19 protein-coding genes are annotated in these 19,133 nt (G+C 67.6%); 3 read left to right on the forward strand and 16 right to left on the reverse strand.

What is annotated here, in order from left to right; genetic code table 11:
• Nucleotides 1-38: 38 nt before the first annotated feature.
• Nucleotides 39-1,307: a PrsW family intramembrane metalloprotease gene (locus tag AC50YC_RS04820; protein ID WP_494952443.1), complete on the forward strand. Its 1,269-nt coding sequence runs from the start codon at nt 39-41 to the stop codon at nt 1,305-1,307.
• Here the strand turns inward: AC50YC_RS04820 and AC50YC_RS04825 are convergent.
• The 15 genes from AC50YC_RS04825 to AC50YC_RS04895 all read right to left on the reverse strand — a co-directional run bounded on the left by AC50YC_RS04825 (nt 1,297) and on the right by AC50YC_RS04895 (nt 16,208).
• Nucleotides 1,297-2,295: a serine hydrolase domain-containing protein gene (locus AC50YC_RS04825; protein WP_494952444.1), complete on the reverse strand. Its 999-nt coding sequence runs from the start codon at nt 2,293-2,295 to the stop codon at nt 1,297-1,299. The two genes, AC50YC_RS04820 and AC50YC_RS04825, sit on opposite strands and share 11 nt — an antisense overlap.
• A gap of 105 nt (nt 2,296-2,400) precedes the next feature.
• On the reverse strand, nt 2,401-2,811 hold the full coding sequence (nusB, locus tag AC50YC_RS04830) for a transcription antitermination factor NusB (RefSeq protein ID WP_069951903.1): 411 nt from the start codon (nt 2,809-2,811) through the stop codon (nt 2,401-2,403).
• Nucleotides 2,811-3,374 (reverse strand): elongation factor P, encoded by a 564-nt coding sequence (gene efp / locus AC50YC_RS04835; protein WP_024368580.1) that lies wholly within the window; start codon nt 3,372-3,374, stop codon nt 2,811-2,813. The genes nusB and efp overlap by 1 nt, the downstream gene beginning before the upstream one ends.
• A 180-nt stretch (nt 3,375-3,554) precedes the next feature.
• A complete protein-coding gene (locus tag AC50YC_RS04840) occupies nt 3,555-4,073 on the reverse strand; it encodes a tetratricopeptide repeat protein (protein ID WP_494952445.1) in 519 nt (172 codons plus the stop codon).
• Nucleotides 4,073-5,164, reverse strand: a complete 1,092-nt coding sequence (gene aroB, locus AC50YC_RS04845) for a 3-dehydroquinate synthase (protein WP_494952446.1) — start codon at nt 5,162-5,164, stop codon at nt 4,073-4,075. Before aroB ends, AC50YC_RS04840 begins: the two co-directional genes overlap by 1 nt.
• Nucleotides 5,161-5,745 carry a shikimate kinase gene (locus AC50YC_RS04850; RefSeq protein ID WP_494952447.1) on the reverse strand — a complete coding sequence of 195 codons (585 nt, stop codon included), beginning with the start codon at nt 5,743-5,745 and terminating at the stop codon, nt 5,161-5,163. Before AC50YC_RS04850 ends, aroB begins: the two co-directional genes overlap by 4 nt.
• Before the next feature lie 20 nt (nt 5,746-5,765).
• A complete protein-coding gene (gene aroC / locus AC50YC_RS04855) occupies nt 5,766-6,965 on the reverse strand; it encodes a chorismate synthase (protein ID WP_494952448.1) in 1,200 nt (399 codons plus the stop codon).
• A 26-nt stretch (nt 6,966-6,991) separates the two neighbouring features.
• Entirely contained in the window at nt 6,992-7,915 is a 924-nt protein-coding gene (locus AC50YC_RS04860; RefSeq protein WP_494952449.1) for a shikimate dehydrogenase family protein, read from the reverse strand.
• Nucleotides 7,912-9,582: an endolytic transglycosylase MltG gene (gene mltG, locus AC50YC_RS04865; protein ID WP_494952450.1), complete on the reverse strand. Its 1,671-nt coding sequence runs from the start codon at nt 9,580-9,582 to the stop codon at nt 7,912-7,914. The genes AC50YC_RS04860 and mltG overlap by 4 nt, the downstream gene beginning before the upstream one ends.
• On the reverse strand, nt 9,563-10,177 hold the full coding sequence (ruvX, locus tag AC50YC_RS04870) for a Holliday junction resolvase RuvX (RefSeq protein WP_494952451.1): 615 nt from the start codon (nt 10,175-10,177) through the stop codon (nt 9,563-9,565). The genes mltG and ruvX overlap by 20 nt, the downstream gene beginning before the upstream one ends.
• Before the next feature lie 10 nt (nt 10,178-10,187).
• Complete coding sequence (gene alaS, locus AC50YC_RS04875) at nt 10,188-12,866, reverse strand: alanine--tRNA ligase (RefSeq protein WP_494952452.1); 2,679 nt, start codon at nt 12,864-12,866, stop codon at nt 10,188-10,190.
• A 135-nt stretch (nt 12,867-13,001) separates the two neighbouring features.
• Nucleotides 13,002-13,268 (reverse strand): DUF6167 family protein, encoded by a 267-nt coding sequence (locus AC50YC_RS04880; protein ID WP_494952453.1) that lies wholly within the window; start codon nt 13,266-13,268, stop codon nt 13,002-13,004.
• Between the two features lie 20 nt (nt 13,269-13,288).
• A complete protein-coding gene (locus tag AC50YC_RS04885) occupies nt 13,289-13,663 on the reverse strand; it encodes a DUF948 domain-containing protein (RefSeq protein WP_494952454.1) in 375 nt (124 codons plus the stop codon).
• Between the two features lie 145 nt (nt 13,664-13,808).
• Entirely contained in the window at nt 13,809-14,435 is a 627-nt protein-coding gene (gene rpsD / locus AC50YC_RS04890; protein WP_024364981.1) for a 30S ribosomal protein S4, read from the reverse strand.
• A 327-nt stretch (nt 14,436-14,762) separates the two neighbouring features.
• Entirely contained in the window at nt 14,763-16,208 is a 1,446-nt protein-coding gene (locus AC50YC_RS04895) for a replication-associated recombination protein A (protein ID WP_494952455.1), read from the reverse strand.
• 59 nt (nt 16,209-16,267) lie between these two features.
• Here AC50YC_RS04895 and AC50YC_RS04900 point away from each other — a divergent pair, with 59 nt between their 5' ends.
• A complete protein-coding gene (locus AC50YC_RS04900) occupies nt 16,268-16,915 on the forward strand; it encodes an acVLRF1 family peptidyl-tRNA hydrolase (protein WP_494952456.1) in 648 nt (215 codons plus the stop codon).
• A 666-nt stretch (nt 16,916-17,581) separates the two neighbouring features.
• On the forward strand, nt 17,582-18,238 hold the full coding sequence (locus AC50YC_RS04905) for a class I SAM-dependent DNA methyltransferase (protein ID WP_494952457.1): 657 nt from the start codon (nt 17,582-17,584) through the stop codon (nt 18,236-18,238).
• Between the two features lie 44 nt (nt 18,239-18,282).
• On the opposite strand, the gene AC50YC_RS04910 is transcribed toward AC50YC_RS04905, so the two are convergent.
• Nucleotides 18,283-19,062 carry a GNAT family N-acetyltransferase gene (locus tag AC50YC_RS04910; RefSeq protein WP_494952458.1) on the reverse strand — a complete coding sequence of 260 codons (780 nt, stop codon included), beginning with the start codon at nt 19,060-19,062 and terminating at the stop codon, nt 18,283-18,285.
• Between the last annotated feature and the right edge of the window lie 71 nt (nt 19,063-19,133).

Raw genomic sequence — 19,133 nt, forward strand, 5'->3', positions numbered from 1 at the left:
GCATGCGTTTAAGCTCACACGGACATAGGCTCAAGTCCATGACGATGAGTGATCCGCGGCCGGGCCCTGACCACCCCGGCTACTCCCCCGGCGGCCAGCGGCCGCTTCCCCAGCAGGCCAATCCGACGTGGCTGGGCCATGTCCAGCCGGAGTACTACCGGCAGCCACCGGCCAACAACCGCGGCCGGGTCCAGCCGGTCCTCCCGCCCGCCCTGCCGCCGGTCCGGGGTGGCCGCCGCTCCCCCGGCGTGGTGGGGCTCGTGATGGCCGGCGGGTTCCTGGCGTTCATCAGCCTGTTCCTGGTCCTGCCGTTCCTGCTGGGCAGCACTGGGATTTCCGGATTTGTCATCGGCTTTATCGCCTCGCTGATTCCGCTGGGGACCGTGCTGCTGACGGTGCGTTTCATCGACCGCTGGGAGCCGGAACCCAGGCCGTTGCTGGTGTTTGCCTTTGTCTGGGGAGCCGTGGTCTCGATTGCGGTAACGATGCTGATCCAGCCCTATTTCTCGCTGGTGGCGGGGCCGGCCACGGGCCTGGACTACACAACGTTCGCGGTGACGGTCCAGGCGCCCGTGGTGGAGGAATTCGCCAAGTCCCTGGGGCTGCTGTTGCTGTTGCTCTTCGCCCGGAAACACTTCGACGGCCCGGTGGACGGGGTGGTATTCGCGTTTACGATCGCGGCCGGCTTCGCGTTCACCGAGAACATTCTGTACTTCGGCCGCGCGATCGCCGAATCCAGCGACCCCGGCACGGACCTCGCGGTGGTGTTCTTCCTCCGCGGGGTTATGTCACCGTTCGCCCACGCCATTTTCACGGGCACCACCGGGCTCATTATGGGCTTCGCCGCACGCCGCTGGCACAACGGGCTGTCCGTGCTCGCGTTCGCCGTCGGCCTCATTCCCGCGATGCTGCTGCACAGCGGCTGGAACAGCATGGGCCAGAACTTTTTGGCGCAGTATGTGTTTGTGCAGGTGCCGATATTCCTGCTGGCAGTCCTGGTCATCGTGCTGCTGCGGGTTGCGGAGCGACGGCTCACCCGCCAGCGGCTCAAGGAGTACGCGGCGGCGGGCTGGTTCACCGGGGCCGAGGTGGACATGCTGGCCACCTCAAGCGGGCGGCGTTCCGCCCTGCGCTGGGCCAAGTCCATCGGCCGGAGTCCGCAGATGAAGGCGCTCCTGCATGCCGCCACCCAACTCGCCTTCACCCGGCAGCGGATCCTCAGCGGCCGGGACGTGCCGGCGCACCAACTTGATGAGCGGCACCAGCTCGCCGAAATCGCCGCCCTCCGGGCTGCCGTCATTCACTAGGCGCGTGCCAGCGTACTGCCAGTTCACGCAGCAGCTCGAATCCCTGGCGGTCGACAGGTGCAGCCGTCGCCGAGAGCAGGACAACTGCAGCATTTGCCTCAGGGTCCAGCCCGATCCAACTGCTGAACCCGCCCGTGCCACCGTTATGCCAGGTGACCCGGCGGCCCCTGGCGTCGACGGTCAGCCAGGCGGCGCCGATGCGGGCTGCCGGTCCGGCGAAGTCCGCCACCGGGTCGAGGGCCGACCGGCCCGGGGCGGAGCCGTCCAGCAGCGCCCCGGCCAGCCTGGCGAGGTCCTGGATGGGCGACCGGATGCCACCGGCCGGGGCCAGGGCCTCGCCGGTCCAAGGTTGCCGGGGACGGCCCCGGCGGTTGGTGCCGATCAGGGCTGCCGGTCCGAGCTCGCCGGGGGCTGCGGGCATGTACACCGAGCCGAGGGCCAGCGGCCTGCAGAGCCGTTCCGTGACAAGTTCCCGGTAGCTCATCCCGGCGCCGGCCGCGATCGCGTGGCCAAGGAGCTCGAACCCGAAACTGGAATACCGCGGCCGTGGCGCCTTCAGCCGGACCGCACGTGCCTGTTCCAGCAATTCCGCCACGGTCTCCCCGTACGGGTTCCGCCCGTGCATCAAGAGTGCCGCCGTTCGCCGCAGAAGGGACGCAGATCCGGGCATTCCCGGCGGGAGGCGCGGCAGCCCCGAGGCATGCCGGCTCAGGGCGCCGAGGCTGGCGCGGGCCGCCTCGCACTTTCCCAGCGGGAGCAGCTCCCCGAGCGGGGTGGCCGGGGATATTTCGCCCCGCCGGCAGGCGTCCGCGAAGAGCAGGCCGGTGATCCCCTTGGAGATTGAGCCAATTTCGAAATCGGCGTCCTGGGCGACTTGGCTGAACGCCAGGGTTGTCTTTCCGCCGGCGATGGCGGCCGCGGCGAACCTCGGATTCCTGGATCCCAGCCGGGCCCGGAGCGTCGCCTCGAGCAGGGCTTCAGTGTCCACCCGGCCACGATATCCGGCCCTGAAGCGCTGGGAAAGACCTGCCGGGGACAGCAAGAACCCCGCCCGGGGTGACCCGGGCGGGGTTCTGTGAGGAGCGTGGTCGGGTCAGGCGAGCAGCGAAGGCTTCAGCTGCTGCAGCCGGCCGAGCAGGCCGTTGATGAATGAGGGCGACTCATCCGTGGAGAGGGTCTTGGCCAGAGCCACGGCCTCGCTGACGGCAACGCCGTCGGGAACGTCGTCGTTGTAGAGCAGCTCCCAGGTGCCGATCCGCAGGATGATGCGGTCCACCGAGGGCATCCGCTCCAGGGTCCAGCCCTGCGAATAGGTCTCCAGGAACTCGTCGATCGCGCTCTGGTGGGAGACAACGCCCTCAACGATTTCGAGGGTGTACGGGTTGACGATCTGGTCCGTCTGTTCCCGGCGGGATTTCAGTACATCGAACGCCGAAACGGAACGCTGTTCCGCCTCGAAGAGCACATCCAGGGCCCGGTTACGGGCCTTACCGCGTGCACTCACTAGTCGTTGACCCGGCCGAGGTAGCTGCCATCGCGGGTGTCGACCTTGACCTTGGTGTTGTTCTCGACGAACAGCGGCACCTGGATCTCGTAGCCGGTTTCGAGGGTGGCGGGCTTGGTGCCGGCCGAGGAGCGGTCGCCCTGCAGGCCCGGCTCCGTGTAGGTGATCTCGAGCACGACGCTCGGGGGCAGCTCGATGTAGAGCGGGTTGCCCTCGTGGATGGCGATGTTCACCATCTGGTTCTCCAACATGAAGTTGGTGGCGTCACCGACCGTGGCGCCGGGAACCGTGAGCTGGTCGAAGTCGGAGGTGTCCATGAACACGAAGTCGGCACCGTCCTGGTACAGGTACTGGTAGTCGCGGCGGTCAACCGTGGCGGTCTCGATCTTGAGTCCGGCGTTGAAGGTCTTGTCGACGACCTTGCCGGACATCACGTTACGCATCTTGGTGCGTACGAACGCACCACCCTTGCCGGGCTTGACGTGCTGGAACTCAATGATGTTCCAGAGCTGGCCCTCAAGCTTCAGGACGGTTCCGTTCTTGATGTCGTTAGTGGTTGCCACTGTTTCCTCTGGTTTCGTTTTTGGCTGCTTCTAGCTGCCAGCCGGTTATGCCAGGCAAGCATGCCGAATGGCCCGCCAGCGCGTATTTATCAAAAATCCAAGATCCATTCTACCGGTTTTATGGGCCCGCTGCCGGACGCGCTCCTGCGGGACCTCCGTGGAGGTCCCGGTGGCCGCACGTCAGGAAGTGTGTTCCAGCACGTCCCGGGCACGCCGGACCGCCACGGTGGACGCGTAGATCAGGGCGGCGTCGGCTGACCCTGCAACGCGCAGGTCCAGCGCCTTGGTGAAGGATTCGACGGCGGCGGCAATGTTGCCGCTGGCAAAGTAGGACCGTCCGAGGTGCTGGCGGATGACCGCCTCGTCCGGCGTGCCATGGGTCTCCGCCAGGAGCTGGCGAAACAGTTCCACCGCCCGGTCCAGCCGGTTGGAGACCCGCAGGACGTCCGCTTCGAAGATGCGCAGGCGAAGCGAGGAGGGGTCGCTATACCGGGCCTCGGCGAGCAGTTCGGCGGCCTCCGCGGGATGCCCCTCGACGAGGAGCACGAAGATCCGGTCACCGGGGTCGGTCGAGGCCGCCAGCGCTTCGGCGACCGCGTCCTCGTTGACGATCTGCGGGACCAGGGTGTCCGGATTGATCTTGATCCCGGGAAACCCTGCATCCGGCCAATCGCTGGTGCCGCCGGGGAGGAATGCCATCAGGAGGCGATCTCCTGGTACGCGGCGAACAGCAGGGAGGTGTCCGGGACGTCAAGGATGCCGGGGCGGGCCACGCCGTCGAGCACCACGAAGCGCAACAGGTCGCCGCGGGACTTTTTGTCCCGCCGCATGCCGTCCAGCAGGGCCTGCCAGCGGTCGCGCCGGTAGGTGATGGGCAGCCCCAGGCTTTCCAGGATGCTGCGGTGCCGGTCGGCGTCGGCGTCACTGAGGCGCCCGACGCTGCGGGCCAGCTCGGCGGCGAACATCATGCCGACAGAGACGGCGGCGCCGTGGCGCCAGGAGTAGCGTTCGGCCAGTTCGATTGCGTGGCCCAGGGTGTGGCCATAGTTGAGGATTTCGCGCTGGCCGGTCTCTTTGAGGTCTTCGGAAACGACCCTGGCCTTCACCGTGATGGCGCGTTCGATGAGTTCCCGGACAGCGTCGGAGCGGGGATCGGAGACGGCGGCCGGATCTTTTTCGATCAGATCGAGGATGGCCGGGTCGGCGATGAAGCCGCATTTGATGACCTCGGCCATGCCGGAGATCATCTCGTTCTTGGGCAGGGTGTCCAGGGTGTCGAGGTCCGCGAGGACACCGGCGGGGGGGTGGAATGCCCCGACAAGGTTCTTGCCTTCGGCGGTGTTGATGCCGGTTTTGCCGCCAACGGAGGCGTCCACCATGCCGAGCAGGCTGGTGGGCATATGGATGACCTTGACGCCGCGCAGCCAGGTGGCGGCCACGAACCCGGCCAGGTCGGTCACGGCTCCGCCGCCGACGGCGACGACAGCATCGGAACGGGTGAAGTCGTTCTGGCCCAGCACCTGCCAGCAGAAGGAGGCGACCTCGATGTGCTTGCCTTCTTCCGCGTCGGGGATCTCGGCGGTCAGCGCCGTGAATCCTGCCGAGGCGAGTTCTTCCCTGACGGTGTCGCCGGTGAGGCGCAGCGCCCGCGGGTGGATGACCAGGACACGCTTGACCCGCTCCCCCAACAGCCCGGGCAGGCCGGCCAGCAGGCCGCGGCCCACAACGACGTCGTAGTTCTCCCCGGGCGTCTGCCCGGTGACCTTGATGACGGTTGATTCGGTGATCACTTTTCAACTTCCTTTGTCGCCGCTGGCGTGGGTACGGCCGCGGTGCCCGCGGCTGCGTACCCACGCAGCGCATCTTCAAGCCGGCGTGCGATGTCCGGAACGGATCCGTTCCGCACGTCGATGACCAGGTCGGCCAGCCGCTCGTAGACCGGCCGCCGGGTGGCGAACAGCGTCTTCCATCGTTCCATGGCATCTCCGGCCAGCAACGGCCGGCCGGAATTCCTACTGATGCGTTCCGCCACTGTGTCCGCATCGCACTCGAGGTAGACCACGGTGCAGCGTCCCAGCAATTGCTGGGTGCCGGAGTCCAGGACGGCGCCGCCGCCCAGAGAGATGACCGTACTGGTGTCCCGCGCGTCCTCGATGGCCCTGGCGACAGCCCGGGCTTCAAGCTCACGGAAGGCGTGCTCCCCGCGGCTGGCGAAGATCTCCGCGATGGATCCATGATTGGCCACAACCACGACGTCGGTGTCCACGAACGGAACCCCCAGCTGCTGGGCGAGCTGGTGGCCGATCGCTGATTTTCCGACCGCCATGGGCCCAATCAACGCGATGGGCAGGGGAGCAGTCCGGGCCGGCACGGCCCGTGTTTCGGCCGGCACTAGTGGCCGATCGAGTCCAGGGACGCCGGAATATTGTCCAGGTAACCCTTGATGTTGCGGGCGGTTTCCTGCACGGAATCCCCGCCGAACTTCTCTGTGACCGCCTCGGCGAGGACGAGCGCCACCATGGCTTCGGCGACGACACCGGCCGCGGGGACCGCGCAGACGTCGGAGCGCTGGTGGTGGGCCTTGGCGGCCTCTCCGGTGCTGACGTCGACGGTTTTGAGGGCGCGCGGGACGGTGGCAATGGGCTTCATAGCGGCGCGGACCCGGAGCACGTCGCCGATGCTCATGCCGCCTTCAATGCCGCCGGCACGGTTGGACGTGCGGATGATCCTGCCGTCGGCATCCTTGACGATCTCGTCGTGGGCGGCCGAGCCGCGGCGCGATGCGGTGAGGAAGCCATCGCCCACCTCGACGCCCTTGATGGCCTGGATGCCCATCAGGGCAGCCGCCAGCCGCGAATCGAGGCGGCGGTCCCAGTGGACGTAGCTACCCAGTCCCGGCGGGAGTCCGTAGGCGAGGACCTCGACGACGCCGCCGAGGGTTTCGCCTTCCTTGTGCGCGATGTCGACCTCGGCGACCATGGCGTCAGAGGTTTCGCGGTCGAAGCAGCGCAGCGGGTCGGCGTCGAGGGCCAGGACGTTGTCCGGGACCGGCAGCGGCCGGCCTTCCGGGACCGCGGTGCTGGCGATCGACACCGTGTGGGAAACCAGCTCGATACCGAGCTGCTTGAGGAACGCGGAGGCGACGGTGCCGAGGGCCACGCGGGTGGCCGTTTCGCGGGCGCTGGCGCGCTCCAGCACGGGACGGGCCTCGTCGAAGCCGTATTTCTGCATCCCGGTGAAGTCCGCGTGGCCGGGCCGGGGACGGGTCAGCGGGGCATTGCGGGCCTGGTCAGCGAGGACTTCCGGGGCCACGGGATCGGCAGACATGATCTGCTCCCACTTGGGCCATTCGGTGTTGCCGACCTGGATGGCGACCGGGCCACCCTGGGTGATGCCGTGGCGGACGCCGCCGAGAATGGTGACCACGTCCTGCTCAAATTTCATCCGCGCGCCGCGGCCATAGCCGAGCCGGCGGCGGGCCAGCGAATCTGCGATCTGGGCGCTGGTGAGTTCCACACCGGCGGGCACGCCTTCGATAATTCCGACCAGTGCCGGGCCATGGGATTCACCGGCAGTCAACCAACGCAACATAAAATCCATCCTGCCATGTAAGGCGGTTAGAACACCCGTCGGGGCGCCCCGACTGCGTCACACATCACATCTATGACTTCAGCCGGCACGGCCTCACCGAGGCCGGTGAAGTGTCGGACCTGCTCCACGGCCTGGTAGATGAGCATCTCGAGTCCGGGGATCACGGTTCCGCCGGCCTCCTGCCAGGCGGCGGCGATCCGGCTGGGCCAGGGGTCGTAGGCGACGTCCAGCAGCACGCCGGGCCGGTGCCCTGCGGTGTCCCGGGACGGCCCGCCCGCGCCCTGCGCGAACAGCGTCGCGAGCTCCCCGGCGAGCGGGTCCGCGGCCCGGGGCGGCAGGGTGGAGATGACGACGTCGGCCGCGGCCACGGCGGCAGCCGCTCCGGCCAGCGGCAGGACCTGGAGCGGGAGGCCGACGGCGGCGGCGGCGGCCTGAGCCTCGGCGGCGCGGGTGACATCGCGGACAAAGATCCTGGCGTCCGGCGCGCCCAGTTCCTTCAGCGCCGCGATCGCAGCGGCCGAGGTGCCGCCGCCGCCCAGCACGGCGGCGGTGGGCGCGGTAGCGGCACCCGCGTGGCGGAGGGCGTTAACGATTCCGGCGACGTCGGTGTTGTAGCCGACCAGCCGGGCGGCGCCGGCGGTGCCTCCCGGAGCCGGCCGCTCGAAGGCGACCGTGTTGATGACCCCGAGGTCGCGGGCAACGCCGCGCACCTCATCCACTTCGCGGACCATGCCGGACTTCAGCGGCATGGTCACCGAGAGCCCGCGCCAGCCCTCCCCCTGCCGTAGGTCCTCCCGGACACGCGCCATGAAGGCCGGCAGCGCGTCCTCGGTCACATCAATGGCCGAATAGTCGATTTCAACGCCGAGGTAGGCGTAGGCGGCCTGGTGCAACGCCGGGGACTTCGAGTGGCTGATCGGATGCCCGAGCACGGCGGCCCGGAGCGTCATACGCAGCGTCCGGGGTTGTCCTCACACCAGGCGTTGTACTTGGCCACGTAGACGTTGTGCTCCGCCAGCGTCTTGGAGAACAGGGTTTCCTTGGTGTCCAGGTTGATCGTCACCCAGTAGAGGTATTCGTTCGTCTTGGGCTTGGCCGCCGCGTCAATCGCCGTCTTGCCCGGCGAGCCAATCGGCCCGACCGGCAGGCCCTGGTTGGCGTAGGTGTTGTAAGGGTTGGACTTGTCGGCCTTCTGGGCCTCGTCGATGTGGAAGCTCTTGATGCCGAGCCCGTACGTCACCGTGGCATCGGACTGGATCAGCCCGTTCGTCTCGATGTTGTCCGGCTTGAGGCGGTTGTAGATCGCGCCCGCCACATCGCCATACTCTGCCTGGCCGCCCTCGGCCTGCACAATGCTGGCGACTGTGACGACGTCGTACTGCCTCGCGGGATCGGTGACGCCCTGGGAGGTTAGCTCGTCCAGGGTGGTGGCCACCAGCTTTTGCAGCACGTCCTTGGCCGGGGTGCCGAGCGGGAAGCGGTACTCGCCCGGCGCGAGGAAGCCTTCGAGGTTCTTGGCCTGGGCAGGCACACCGAACTGGGCGGGCGAGTCGCTGAGCTCCTTGAGTTGGGCGACCGGCACACCGGTGCCCTCGGAGATGGCTCCGAGCGATTCCCCGATCCTGAGTCCGGCGCTCAGCGCAAAGTACATGACCTTGTCCTGGTCCTTGTTCAGCAGCACGGCCACCGCGTCGGAGTTCTTCATTTCGTTGCGCATGGTGAAGTCCCCGGGGGCCAACGCCCCACCGGAAGCCAGGAAATCCCGAAGGAACGTGTCGGCGTTCGCCACCACGTTCTTCTCCTGGAGTTCGGTCGCCACGGACCTCGGCCCGGCGCCCGGCGGCACGGTGATGAGCACCTCGCCGGTTCCGGGTCCCGGGTAGTCGGCCAGCGTGTCCCCGCCGAGCAGGGGCTTCAGGAACTGCGCGCCGACGGCGACGGCCACAACGAAGACCGACAGGGTCAGCAACAGCGCAAGGAAGCGACGCCGGCGGCGGACCTTCTTAGACGGGCCCTTGGACGTACGGATGGCGGCACCTCCGGCCAACACAACCCGGCCGTCTTCCTCATGGTATTCGGCAGGGCGTCCGTCAGCGTCGTCGTAAACGTAGCGGGCGTCGTCGTCGGGATGGACGGCGTGGCCGTCATGAGCGTCAGCGTCATAGCGCGCTTCGTGGTGGGGGTGAAGGTCGGCCGGGTAGTGCTCGGAGTCCTCACGGGCAACACCGCCTGCGTACTGGTGAACGGCTTCGTCGTGCATGGGCTCGTAGTGCGCTGGTTCTTCATGCACGGGCTCGTAGTGCACGGGCTCTTCATGCGCACCCTCGTGGTGCTCGGCTTCTTCGTGCACGGTGGGGGCTGCGGCGGGCCGGTCCGGCGCGCCGGCAGCCTGGACCGGCGCCGGCAGGACAGCATCGGCGTCAGGAACGGAACCCTGCCCGGCGCCGGGCGCGGCAGGCGGGACGTCCTCACCGGTCTCGAAGGCCTGCGGCGGGATATCGTCGTGACCCTCGGTCCCCTGGACCTTCTGTTGGGCCCTGATCTCCTTACGGGTCAGCGGTCGGCCGGCGCCGCCGAAAACCTCACCGGAGGAGTCGTCACTGTTGACCGGGCTCACTGTAGCCTTCCATTTCGGGCAGAATGCGTTGCGCAGAATGCTTGTCTAGTGCCGGACCGGCCTGAGCGCCATCCCCGGTTGGCCCCGGCGCGGACTCCGCGTAAACGCGGCTTCCGACTTCCGTCCCCCTGGCCTTTTGCATATCAATTGCCTGTTGCAGGATACCTGCCGCTGCAACCTGATCAACTACCTTACGGTGATTTCGGCTGCTCATGCCAGCTTCATGCAGGTTCCGGTGCGCCGACACTGTGCTCAGGCGCTCGTCCACCAGCCGGACCGGAACATCGGAACCGCACTCCCCCAGTTTACCCGCCAGTAGTATTGCGTAGTCCGTCGCCATCCGGGCCGAGGCATGTTCCTCGCCCTTCATGGTCCGCGGCAGACCAACAAATATCTCCACGGCCCCGAGCTCCACGGCCAGAGCTGCAAGGATCCGCACGTCGGTATTCTTCTTCGCATTCCGATCCAGGGTGCGCAAGGGTGTGGCCAGGATGCCATCGCGGTCGCAGACCGCCACGCCGACCCTGACAGTGCCGACGTCAACCCCAAGCTTCACGCCACGGGGATAGTCGCCGGCCACAGCAGCTTCGTTCACGGGTCGTCCGTTATCGCCGGGTAATGGCGTCCACGACGGCCGCGAGGGCGGCGCCGACCTTGGTGGCGTCCGTGCCGCCGCCCTGGGCAACGTCGTCCTTGCCGCCGCCGCCGCCGCCGAGGATTCCGGCGGCGAGGCGCACCAGGGCACCTGCCTTGACGCCGGCCGCCCGGGCAGCGTCGTTGGTGGCGATCAGGATCATGGGGCGGTCATTGCTGACGCCGGCGACGGCGACGGCGGCCGGCTCGGAACCGAGACGGGTCCGCAGGTCCAGTGCCAGGCCGCGGAGGTCATCCGCGCCGCTGACCTGGCCGGCGTCGTGCGCGATGACCTTGACGCCGGCGGCATCCGTGGCGGTGCCCACGAGCTGGGCTGCAGCTGCCGTGAGCTGGACCTTGCGCAGGCGCTCGAGTTCCTTCTCGGCAGTTTTGAGCTTGGTCAGTGTGGTGGCAATCCGGTCCGCGAGCAGACCGGACGGAACCTTGAGCATTTCGGTGAGCTCGGTGACAAGGGCGCGTTCGGCGGCGAGGTGCCGGAAGGCGTCCATGCCGACAAAGGCCTCGACGCGGCGGTTTCCCGATCCGACGGACTGTTCCCCGAGCAGGGAAAGGCTGCCGATCAGCGAGGTGTTCTCGACGTGGGTGCCGCCGCAGAGCTCACGGGACCAGGCGCCGTCGATCTCCACGACGCGGACTTCGTTGCCGTAGTTCTCGCCGAACAGTGCCATGGCGCCGAGGGCTTTGGCCTCGGCGAGGCCCATGACCTTGGTCTCCACCCGGTAGTTGTTGCGGATGGCGATGTTGGAGACTTCCTCGATTTCCGAGCGCGTGGCCGGGCTCAGGCCTTCACCCCACGCAAAGTCGAAGCGCAGGTAGCCGGCCTTGTTGAAGGAGCCGCGCTGCAGCGCTTCCGGGCCGAGGATCTGGTGCAGGGCCGCGTGCACGATGTGCGTGCCGGTGTGGGCCTGCTCGGCGGCGTGCCGGCGTTCCCGGTCCACGGCTGCCTGGACGAGGGAGTCGGCGCCGATTTCACCCTCCCGGACGATTGCCTTATGCACGCTGAGGCCCTTGACCGGACGCTGGACGTCCAGGACCTCGACGACGAAGCCGTCGCCGGTGATCAGGCCGGTGTCGGCGGCCTGGCCGCCGGCCTCGGCATAGAACGGGGTCTCGGCCAGGACGAGTTCGATTTCCTCGCCCGTGGAGGCCTGGGAAACCTTGCGTCCGCCGGCGAGGATGCCGCGGACCTTGGACTCGCCCGTGAGCTCGCTGTAGCCGGTGAAGACGGTCTCGCCGGCGGAGAGCAGCTCCTGGAACGCGCTGAGATCCGCGTGCGAGCCCTTCTTGCCCTTGGCGTCGGCCTGGGCGCGCTGGCGCTGTTCGAGCATGAGCTTGCGGAACTCGGGCTCGTCGACCTTCAGTCCGGCCTCTTCCGCCATTTCGAGGGTGAGGTCGATCGGGAAGCCGTAGGTGTCGTGCAGGGCGAAGGCGTCGGCACCGGAGAGCGGCCGGCCGGCGGCCTGGGACTCCTTAACGGCGTCCTCGAGGCGGGCCGTGCCGGAGGCAATGGTGCGCAGGAACGCCTTCTCCTCGGCGTAGGCGATCCGGCTGATCCGGTCGAAGTCGGTCTCCACGATCGGGTAGACGCCCTTCATGGCGTCGCGGGAGGCGGGCAGCAGTTCTGGCAGGCAGGCCTTCTCGACGCCGAGCAGGCGCATGGAGCGCACGGCGCGGCGGATCAGGCGGCGGAGCACGTAGCCGCGGCCTTCGTTGGAGGGGGTGACGCCGTCGGCGATCAGCATGAGGGAGGAACGGATGTGGTCGGCGACGACACGCATCCGGACGTCGTCGGTGTGGTGCGGGTCCTCGGCGGACTCGGCGGAGGTGTATTCCCGGCCGGACAGAGCCGCGGCCCGGTCGATGACCGGGCGGACCTGGTCGGTCTCGTACATGTTCTCGACGTCCTGGAGGATCATCGCGAGACGTTCCATGCCGAGGCCGGTATCGATGTTCTTCTTGGGCAGTTCTCCCGTGATGTCGAAGTCCACCTTGGAGCGCACGTTGTCGATCTGGTACTGCATGAACACGAGGTTCCAGATTTCCACGTAACGGTTCTCGTCCGCGATCGGGCCGCCCTCGACGCCGTAGGCGGGGCCGCGGTCGTAGTAGATCTCGGAGCAGGGCCCGGCCGGGCCGGGCTGTCCGGTGGACCAGTAGTTGTCGGCCTTGCCCATCCGCTGGATCCGCTCGGCGGGCATCCCCGTGTTCTTGAGCCAGAGCTGCTCGGCCTCGTCGTCCTCTTCGTAAACGGTGACCCAGAGTCGCTCGGGCGGCAGTCCGTAGCCGCCGTCGTTAACGCTCGTGGTGAGCAGTTCCCAGGCGAACTTGATGGCGTCTTCCTTGAAGTAATCGCCGAAGGAGAAGTTGCCGCACATCTGGAAGAAGGTGCCGTGGCGTGCCGTCTTGCCGACTTCCTCGATGTCGCCGGTACGGATGCACTTCTGCACGCTGGTGGCGCGTTTGTAGGGAGCTTCCTCCCGGGCGGTCAGGTACGGGATGAACGGGACCATGCCGGCCACTGTGAACAGCAGGGAAGGGTCGCTGGAGACCAGGGACGCGGACGGCACCGCCGTGTGGCCCTTGCTGACGAAAAAGTCGATCCAGCGCTTAGTGATCTCCTGCGACTTCATGAGCTGATTACATACCCTTCAATATTCACTGCGTTCGTGGTTCGCGCGTGTGGTCCGCGGGAACGGTGTGGTCCCGGCCGGTGGCCGTGCCGGCGGCCCTGATCCAGGTGCCGCCCTCTATCAATTCTCTCCCGGCTAGCGCCGGACTGCATCCCGGCCGGCAGAGCCGTGGCCAATGGCCTTCTCGAGCCCGGCGTCGATGCCCAGGGCGCTGCGAAGTTCGGTCTCGCGCTCGGTCATTCCTTCGCGTACGGCGTCGGCGAAATCGTAAAGGCCGTCGGCGAGCCGACCCGCCGCCCGGTTGAGGCCCTCGGGGCCAAGGTTGGACTGAGCCTCGGTGATCTTGCGGAAGGCGATGACGCCAATGGCGACGCCAATTCCCATCCAGATAATTCTGTTCATGTCAGGTTCTCCAGCTGGGATTAGCGGCTGCGGCGGCCGGTGACGGGCTTTTTACGGGCGGTGAAGGCCGAACGGACGCCGTAGCTGAAGGAGGCGACCTTAATCAGGGGCGAACCCACGGTGGCGGCCACCAGCGAGGACAAAGCCGAGATGTTGGCCGACGCGTCCGAGACGTTGTTCGCGATCCCGTCGACCTTCTTCAGCTGCTCGTTGGTAGTGGAGACGGTCGCCGTGACTTCATCCATCAGCGGGGTCGCACCGTCGCTGATGGAACGGATCGAGGTCCGTACTTCGTCGAACACTCCCCCGAGCTTCAGAATCGGCACGGCGAGCAGCAGGACCAGCAGTGCAAACACCCCGGCCGCGATCAGGCCGGCAATATCGCCACCAGTCATAGTCGTTCATCTCCTTGTTGCGTCGTGTCCCTGCGGGCACCTCCGGCTGACACAGCCGGCAACCGCAGAACTCCCCCAAGTACCTTACATACAAAGAAGCCCGCGGCGCTTGCCACGGGCTTCTTTGTAAGGTGTCGCGTTGAATCTAGCGTGCGTAGAATTCCACGACGAGCTGCTCTTCGCAGGTCACGGGGACCTCGGAGCGCTTGGGGCGACGGACCAGGCGTGCCTGCAGGGCGTCAAGCTTGACGTCCAGGTAGGCCGGAACCATCGGCAGGACGTCGCGGTGGGCGCCGGCTGCTGCGACCTGGAACGGAGGCATGGACTCGCTGCGGCTGTGAACGTGGACCAGCTGGCCCTCAGAGACGCGGAAAGACGGGCGGTCAACGCGGATGCCGTCGACCAGGATGTGGCGGTGGACAACCAGCTGGCGGGCCTGGGCGATGGTGCGGGCGAAGCCGGCACGCAGCACGAGGGCGTCGAGACGCATTTCGAGCAGTTCGATCAGGTTTTCACCGGTCAGGCCCTTGGTGCGCCGTGCTTCTTCGAAGGCACGGGTCATCTGGGCCTCGCGGATGCCGTACTGGGCGCGCAGACGCTGCTTTTCGCGCAGACGTACGGCGTAGTCGGAGTCCTGCTTCTTGCGGGCACGGCCATGCTCACCGGGGCCGTACGGACGGCGCTCCATGTACTTGGCGGCCTTGGGGGTCAGAGCAATGCCGAGTGCACGCGAAAGGCGTGCGGTACGGCGAGCACGAGTGTTGTTAGCCACTTGTGTCCTTCCAATATCTGCGGTGTGTCAGTGTTACTGGCCTCCACGATGGAGAGCATCGGCCAACCGCTGCCTTTTGCTACTGGGCACAGGGCAAACCCAACTTGACAGCAAAAAACGCTGAAATTAGGTGGATTGTGCGTCCGTGCCTTGCCAGACAACGTACAACTTTACCATGCCGGGGGCGGCGGACCGTCAGGTCCGGGCATGCACACCCCGCCCGCCGCGCCGCCCGAAGGATGCCGCGCCCAGGAATTCGACCGCCCGGACCGAGGACGTTAGACCTCGCGGACCGGAAGTCAACGGGCCAGTTTCCGGATCCGCCGGTCACTTGCCCCGGATGATCCGGCGCAGCCGCTCCAGCCGGGTGGAGATGTCCCGTTCAGCGCCATTGGCGGTCGGTTCGTAGTAGTTTCGCCCCACGAGGTCGTCCGGCGGGTACTGCTGGGTGGCCACCGAATGGGGCGCGTCATGGGCGTATTTGTAGCCCTGCCCGTGGCCCAGTTGTTTGGATCCCGGGTAATGGGCATCGCGCAGGTGGGCGGGGATGCCGTTGCCAAGGCCGGCGCGGACGTCGGCGATCGCCTGGTTGATGCCCATGTAGGCGGCGTTCGATTTGGGTGCCGTGGCCAGGTGGACGACGGCCTCCGCCAGGATGATGCGGCCCTCGGGCATGCCGATCAACTGGACAGCCTGGGCGGCTGCGACGGCGGTCTGCAGCGCCGTGGGGTCTGCCATTCCGACGTCCTCGGCCGCGGAGATGACGATGCGGCGGGCCACGAACTTCGGGTCCTCCCCCGCCTCGAGCATCCGGGCCAGATAGTGCAGAGCGGCGTCGACGTCGGAACCCCGGATGGATTTGATGAAGGCGCTGGCGACGTCGTAGTGCTGGTCACCGGCGCGGTCATAGCGCACGGAGGCGACGTCGAGGGCACGCTCCGTGTGCTTGAGTTCGATCTTCACCGGGGCTTCCCCGTCCGCCCCGGTGGCTGTGCCGGTGATGACTGCGTCAGTGTCGTCCGCGTCCCCGAAGGCGACGCCGGCCGCCGCCTCGAGCGCCGTCAGCGCCCGGCGGGCATCCCCGCCGGAGAGCCGGACCAGGTGCGCCAGCGCCTCGTCGCTGAGTTCCACTTTGCCGCCCAGCCCGCGGGGGTCAGCGGCGGCCCGCAGCAGCAGGCCCTCGACGTCGGCGTCGGTGAGCGGTTTGAGCGTCAACAGCAGGGACCGGGAGAGCAGCGGGGAAACGACGGAGAAGGAGGGGTTTTCGGTGGTCGCGGCGACCAGGACCACCCAGCGGTTCTCGACGCCGGGCAGCAGCGCGTCCTGCTGAGCCTTGTTGAAGCGGTGGATCTCGTCCAGGAACAGCACGGTGGTGGTCTTGAAGAGGTCGCGGGCGGTGAGGGCTTCGTCCATGACGCGGCGGACGTCCTTGACGCCGGCGGTGATGGCGGAGAGCTCGACGAACTTCCGGCCGGGGCCCTTGGCGATGACGTGGGCAAGTGTGGTTTTGCCGGTGCCGGGAGGTCCCCAGAGAATCAGCGAACTGGGACCCGCCGGGCCGGTGGCGTCCGTGCCGGCGGCGAGCTGGCGCAGCGGGGAACCCTGCCCGAGGAGGTGCTGCTGGCCCACCACGTCGTCGAGCGTCCGCGGCCGCATCCGGACCGCGAGCGGGCTGCGCGGCGAGGGGGCGCGGCCCTCCCCCGATTCCTCGGCGTCGCCGTCATCCTCGATAGCGCCGCCGCTGTCCCGTCCTGCGCCAAAGAGATCATCCACATAGATAGGCTACTTCTAGTTCCCGCCCGCCCTGACACCTCACAACGGAGACCCGCGCCATGACAACCACCGAGACCCGTGTGGCGTTCGTCTCCGGCGCCCGGCTGCCGGGCTGGGTGGAGCGCTTCGCCGCAAGCCACGGCCCCCTCAGCGAAGAGGAGCTCGACGGCGGGCTGCAGCTGAGTGCCGGGGATGGGGCCGTGGCCCTGCTGCAGGCGCCGTGGCCGGTGGACGGCCGTCCCGGGCGCGGGGGCGACGCCGTCGCCCGCCTCGCCTCCCTGGCGTCCCAGCCGCGGAGCATCGGAGCCGTGCTGGTCCGCCGCGGCGGCTACTCCGTGGCGGTAGTGAGCGGCGGGGCGGTGCTCGCGTCCAAGACCGGGACGCGGCATGTCCAGTCCCGGACAGCTGCCGGAGGCTGGTCCCAGCAGCGCTTTGCCCGGCGGCGGGCGAACCAGGCCGATGCCCTGGTGGAGGCCGTGGCGGACCATGCCGCCCGGATCTTCGCGGACCACCGGATCGAGTACCTGGCTCCCGGCGGCGACCGGACCCTTGCCGAACAGGTCCTCGCCGAACCGGTGCTGAAAAAGTACGCCGCACGCCCGAGGCTGGCGTTCCTGGACGTCCCGGACCCCCGCGCCGCGGTCCTGAAGAAGGCCGCGGCGGACCTGTGCGCCGTACGGATCCTGGTGACGGATCCGCCGTCGTAGCTGCGGCCGCCGTTCCTTCCGCGAAGTCAGCTGACGGGCGACGGCGACGTCCGACCCGGGGCTGCCCTCCGGGCCTCATCGGTGCTGTTTGTCGAGCTGGTTCGGAATTACGACGTTGGCGCGTCGAAGGTGAGCCAACCGCCGGACTAGCGCTTAGAGGGCGTTGAACGAAGGCGCGATGCCAAAACGACTCCCGCAACGACCTGGAGCAGACTCACTGCCCGCGTCAGTTCGGGATGCTTGGCCCACATACGCATGCAGTTCCGCCACGGCTCTGGACCGAATTCCCACCGGGTCGAGTGCTGCACCGGAAACAACGCTCCGAGGACGCCGTCACCAATGGCCATCATCGCTACGGATTCCGCGATAAGAACTTTCATGAGAGCCTCCACGAATCGTGGCCGTCGACGGCTGGTCCGGCAATCTGGCCGAAAGGGCGAGTGCCCCTATTCACTCCGATTGTTCTCCGGCAGCGATCAGGGCCCCCAGTGCTGAAAGGCCCGGTCCCCGGGGTTCCCCTGGGGGAAAACGGCGGGAACAATGACCCGGTGCCGACGAGAGGCACTCCCGGCTTGATGACCTGATCCGGATTGGCTGTCCGGGCCGCTGGCCGGCGTGGTCGGCGCGGACACACCTGACTGACACAGGAGCCGTTAGCCTGGCCAGATGAATGCTGATAATCACTTTGACAGCGTCCGATCAACGTATGACACGGTGGCGGAAAGCTACGCGAGCTTGCTGCCCGACGCCAGCTTCGAAGCACCGACGGACCGCGGCATGATCGAAGCGTTCGTCCAACATTTGACCGAGGGGACTGCCCGTCCGGTGGTCGATGCCGGCTGCGGATCGGGCCGCATGACCCGATTGCTGGCGTCCCTGGGGGTGGCCGTTTCAGGGATTGATTTGTCCGCTGGAATGATTGCCGTGGCCCGGAAAACCTCACCGGAACTCGCCTTTGAGGTCGCCGAACTAGCGGAACTTCCGTACCCGGACATGCAGCTGGGCGGAGTATTTGCCTGGTATTCGATTATCCATTCGCTGCCGGGGGATCTTCCCCGGATTTTTGCCGAGTTTTTCCGCGTCCTGGCGCCCGGGGGCCATGCACTGCTTAGCTTCCAGGTCGGCGAGGGACACCGGCATCTCTCACACGCCTACGGGCACGATGTCTCAATAGAGGCCCATCTCTTCACACCAGAAGTGATCGCCGGACACCTGACCAGCGCCGGCTTCACCGTGATCGCTCAGATGACACGCCAAGCACGTGCGCACGAAACGAGGCCGCAGGCAGTCCTTCTCGCCCTCCGGCCAGCCAGGGAGGACTAGTCCCGGGAAGCATCAGGCGCCGAGGCAACCTGAAGCGCGCCGTTTCAGCAGCCGGTCAGGTGCCGCCTGGGCCGTTCCTGCCGGTACAGGTACCGGCCGGCTGCCTGGAAACCGGCGCGGGCGTAGAGTTCCCGGGCGCCGGCATTGGAGGCCATCACCAGCAGCCAGTAGCCGCTGAGGCCCCGGGCGTCCCCTTCGCGCAGCAGGCCGTGCAGGATCCGCGTGGCATGGCCATTCCGCCGGGCATCCGGCCGGGTCGCCATGCAGTACAGCCCGCCCGTCCCGCCCGGCGGCAGGGCAAGGCGTCCGACGGCGGCGGGCCGGCCGTCGTCGTCGCGCGCCAGGGCGTACAGCGACGGACAACGTTCGAGGATCCCGCGGGCGACGTCGAGGGCAGTGTCGTCGCCGCGGCCGTCCACGCTCCACCAAAGCCGCAGCCACTCCGGGGAGGGTTCGGCGTAAATTTCCACTCCGCTGTCAAGGGCCGGCGAGTCCGTCCCGCCGTCCCGGACCAGCACGAGAGTCTCGGACTGGCGGGTGAACCCTTCCTCGTCCAGTACGGCGTTGAGCGGCGCGTAGCGCGGGTCCTCGAAGACCTGGAAGATCAGCGGCAGCCTGCGGTTCCGGTACCAGAGGCGTGCTTCCCTGAGCCCGGCGAGCAGCCCATGGGGGTCCGCTCCGGGCTCGCGGGGCCAGACGGAGTTGGCGCGCTGCGTCACGCCGGAGGCAGCGCGGAGCACCCAGCCGCCGGATTCCTCCCGCTCGGCGGCGGGCCACGCGGCATCCATCAGCGCCTCAAGCCCGGTCATCGGCTTTGTTTCCATGGGGCCCCTTCCGACAGGCACAACGTCCGGCCTTCCCGCGGGAATTCCAGTACAGCAGATGCGACAGCAAA

This window comes from Pseudarthrobacter sp. MDT1-56, assembly GCF_059383555.1.